Annotated in this window: 3 protein-coding genes; 1 reads left to right on the forward strand and 2 read right to left on the reverse strand. The window is 75.0% G+C overall.

The features are described 5' to 3' along the window. The coding region (locus tag KIK08_RS37770; protein WP_214408113.1) for a polyketide cyclase / dehydrase and lipid transport at positions 1–291 on the reverse strand (291 nt) is incomplete at its 3' end. A 111-nt stretch (positions 292–402) separates the two neighbouring features. On the opposite strand from KIK08_RS37770, the gene KIK08_RS37775 reads away from it, so the two are divergent. Beyond that, positions 403–2,241, forward strand: a complete 1,839-nt coding sequence (locus tag KIK08_RS37775) for an AMP-dependent synthetase/ligase (protein WP_214408114.1) — start codon at positions 403–405, stop codon at positions 2,239–2,241. A 285-nt stretch (positions 2,242–2,526) separates the two neighbouring features. Here KIK08_RS37775 and KIK08_RS37780 read toward each other — a convergent pair whose 3' ends face one another. Further along, positions 2,527–3,717 carry a glycosyltransferase family 4 protein gene (locus tag KIK08_RS37780; protein ID WP_214408115.1) on the reverse strand — a complete coding sequence of 397 codons (1,191 nt, stop codon included), beginning with the start codon at positions 3,715–3,717 and terminating at the stop codon, positions 2,527–2,529. Between the last annotated feature and the right edge of the window lie 213 nt (positions 3,718–3,930).

A 3,930-nucleotide genomic window follows, 5' to 3' on the forward strand; every position in this document is an offset into this window, starting at 1 on the left:
CGCGCGCCGGGCCGGCGCCGGGCGCGGCAGCCCGTCGGGTCCGGCCGGGTCGGCGCGCAGGTAGTAGTGCAGGACGGTGCCGTCGAGCACCGGCTCCAGCCAGACCTCCATGCTGCCGACCAGCGCGCCGGTCACCGTCCAGCGGATGCCCTTGTCGCCGCGGTCGGACATGACCTCCAGGCGCAGGTCGGGCCAGAACCGCGACCAGCGCGCCGGCGCCGCGAACACCGTGGCGAGCCGGGCGGGCGGGACGGCGACGAAGGTCTCGTCCACGACGTCGATCGACGGCATCCCGCCACCCTGCCGGATCGGACGAATCGGGCCCCGCTCGGCCCCTGACACGGAGTGCGACCGACGGGTAGGTTGCGCTGAACCACAGCCAGTGCCGGCCAGGAGGTCCCCGTGCGCGAGTACAGCGTCCCCGCCACCGTGCGCATCGAGGACGGCGAGAGCCTCGTCGACGCGGTCTTCGACAACGCGGCGGCCCACGCCGAATCGGTCGTCTACCGCAGGCGCGGCGAGGCGGGCGCCTGGAGCGACGTCACCACCGCCGCCTTCGCCGACGACGTCACCGCGGTCGCCAAGGGCCTGATCGCCGCGGGCGTCGGCGCGGGCGACCGGGTCGCGCTGCTCTCGCGCACCCGCTACGAGTGGACGCTGTTCGACTACGCGATCCTGGCCGTCGGCGGCGTCACCGTGCCCATCTACGAGACGTCGTCGGCCGAGCAGGTGAGCTGGATCCTGAGCGACTCCGAGGCCGTCGCGGTCGTGGTCGAGTCGGGCAAGCACCGCGGCGTCGTCGAGTCGGTCTCCGACGGCATCCCCGGCCTGCGCCGGATCTGGCAGATCGACCCGCCGGACGGCGCCCCCGGCGGCCCCGGCGCCGTCGACGAACTGGTCGCCCTGGGCGCCGACACCGCGGCGTCCGAGGTCGACGCCCGCCGCGGGGCCGTCCGCGCCGACGACCTGGCCACCCTGATCTACACCTCGGGCACCACCGGCCGCCCCAAGGGCTGCGAGCTGACCCACCGCAACCTGCTCACCGAGGTCAAGACCGTGGTGGCGATGCTGCCCGAGCTGCTGACGTTCAACGGCTCGGTGCTGCTGTTCCTGCCGCTGGCGCACGTGTTCGGCAAGGTCATCCAGTGCGGCGCGCTCTACAGCCGCACCGTGGTCGGGCACACCTCCGACGTCTCCGACCTGCTCGGCGACCTGCAGACCTTCAAGCCCACGTTCCTGCTCGCCGTGCCGCGCGTGTTCGAGAAGGTCTACAACTCGGCGCGCCAGCGCGCCCACAACGACGGCAAGGGCAAGATCTTCGACGCCGCCGCCGAGACGGCGATCGGCTGGTCCCGCGCGAAGGACAGCGGCGGCCCCTCGCTGGGCCTGCGGCTCAAGCACGCCCTGTTCGACCGGCTCGTCTACACCAAGCTGCGGGCGGCCGTCGGCGGCCAGGTGGTGGCCGCGGTGTCGGGCAGCGCCCCGCTCGGCGCCCGCCTCGGGCACTTCTTCCGCGGTGTCGGCCTGCCCGTCCTGGAGGGCTACGGCCTCACCGAGACCTCCGCCGGCATCACCCTGAACACCCTGGCCGCGCAGCGCGTGGGCAGCGTCGGGCGCCCGCTGCCCGGCCACGGCGTCCGCATCGGCGACGACGGCGAGATCCTGCTGTCCGGGCCGATCGTGTTCCGCGGCTACTGGAAGAACGAGGCGGCCACGGCCGAGTCCATCGAGGACGGCTGGTTCCACAGCGGCGACATCGGTGAGCTCGACGACGGCGGCTTCCTCACCATCACCGGCCGCAAGAAGGAGATCATCGTGACCGCCGGGGGGAAGAACGTCGCCCCGGCCGTCCTGGAGGACCGCCTCCGCGCGCACCCCCTGATCAGCCAGTGCATGGTCGTCGGCGACGGCCAGCCCTTCGTCGCCGCCCTGGTCACCATCGACCCCGAGGCACTGCCCGGCTGGCGCGAGCGCAACGGCAAGCCCGTCGGCGACGGCGCCGCCGACCTCCTCGACGACACCGACCTGCGCGCCGAGGTGGCGGCAGCGGTGGAGGAGGCCAACAAGGCGGTCTCGCGGGCCGAGCAGATCCGCGAGTTCCGGATCCTGCCCAACGACTTCTCCGAGGAGGGCGGCGAGATGACGCCGACCCTGAAGGTGAAGCGCGCGGTGGTGGCCAAGCTCTACGCCGAGGACATCGCCGGCATCTATGCCGGCAAGAAGGCGACCAGTTCCTCCTAACCCCGCCCCCGCCCCTCCGTCGAGAACGACGTTGTCGTGATCAACAGGGCCTGTTGATAACGACAACTTCGTTCTCGACGGGGGCGCTTGGGCCCGCGTACCCGCGGGGTTGGACGAGAGCCGCGCTCGCAGCACTCGCGGTGTGCCCGCAGCACCGGGGGTGTGCTCGCAGACCGCCGGCGCGCTGCGACATCCTCGTCAACGCTGCGACGTTCCCCGCCAGCGCTGCGAGACCCGTCAGCCGGCGTCTTCGCAGCACTGCGTTCGGCGCGGCGAGCGCGACCCTCACACCGCGCCTGGCGGTTCCGGCGAGCGCACGCCGCGGCGGCTCGGCATCGGGGCGTTCGACGCGGGCCCGAGCAGGGCGGACAGCTTCTCCGCCCGGCTCGGCCAGCTCCATGCCGCCCGCATCCACGCGCGCCCGGCGGCGCCCATCGCGGCCGCCCGGTCGGGGTCGGCCAGCAGCGGCACGAGGGCGGCGGTGAGGGCCGCGGGGGTGCGGGCGTCGACGACGTGGCCCGTCTCGCCGTCCCGCACGGCCTCGGGCGCCCCGCCGGACCGGCCCACGACGACCGGTAGCCCGCAGGCCGACGCCTCCAGCGAGACGATCCCGAGGCCCTCGACGTCCAGGCCGCCGCCGCGCGTCCGGCAGGGCAGGGCGAAGACATCGCCGACGGCGTGGTGGGCCGCCAGCTCCGCGGCCGGGACGGCCCCGGCGAACACCACGTGCTCGGCCACGCCGTCTGCGACGGCGATGCGGTGCAGGCGGGAGCGGTCGGGGCCGTCGCCGACCAGCAGCAGCCGCGTTCCGCCGACCGCCGCGCGGATGTCGCGCAGGGCGCGCACCAGCACGTCCTGGCCCTTCCGCGCGACCAGGCGGGACACGCAGACGACCACCGGCGCCTCCCCCAGGCCGTAGCGGCGGCGCAGGGCGGCGCGGGCGGCCGGGTCCGGGCGGAAGGCGTCGGCGTCGACGGCGGGGGGCAGCAGTTCGAGGGCGGCGGACGGGCCGAAGGCGGCCGCGACGCGGCGGCGGGTGTAGGCGGAGACGGTGGTCAGCGCGTCGGCGTCGGCGCCGATCCGGCGCAGGGCCCGCCGCGCGCCGGGGAGCATCGACCAGCCGACCTCGTGGCCGTGCGTGCTGGCCACCACGCGGGCGATCCCGGCGCGCGCCCGCAGGTGCGGGCCGAGCAGGGCCAGCGGGGCCGAGGCGCCGAACCAGACCGTCCCGGCGCCGTGCTCGCGGGCCAGCGCGACCGCCCGCCGCGCGACCCCGGCGACGGGCAGCATCAGCGACGTCGGGTGCCGGTGCACGGGGTAGCGCCGGGTCCGGTCGAACTCCACGGCGCCGGGCCAGGCCGGGGCGTAGACGGCCAACGCGCCGGCCGGCAGCCGGTCGGCCAGTTCGAGCAGGTAGCTCTGGATGCCGCCCGCGCGCGGCGGGAAGTCGTTGGTCACCAGGAGCGTGCGGTCCACGCGCGGACGGTAGGACGGCGGCCGGTCGGCGGTGGGACCGGGCGGCGGTCCGAAGCGGACCGCCGCCCTCCCGTGGGGAGCGGACCGTCATCCCTGAAGGAGCGGGGCCGGTCAACCCCCTGTTCTTGCTGTTGATCTTTGTTCTGGGGGTTCTCCGCCGGGTTCTGGGCGCGTCGAGGTAGGCGGCGGGGTCAAGGAGCGCCCGTCAGGGCG

Origin of the sequence: Pseudonocardia lacus, assembly GCF_018531445.1 — a bacterium.
GTDB classification, from domain to species: domain Bacteria; phylum Actinomycetota; class Actinomycetes; order Mycobacteriales; family Pseudonocardiaceae; genus Pseudonocardia; species Pseudonocardia lacus.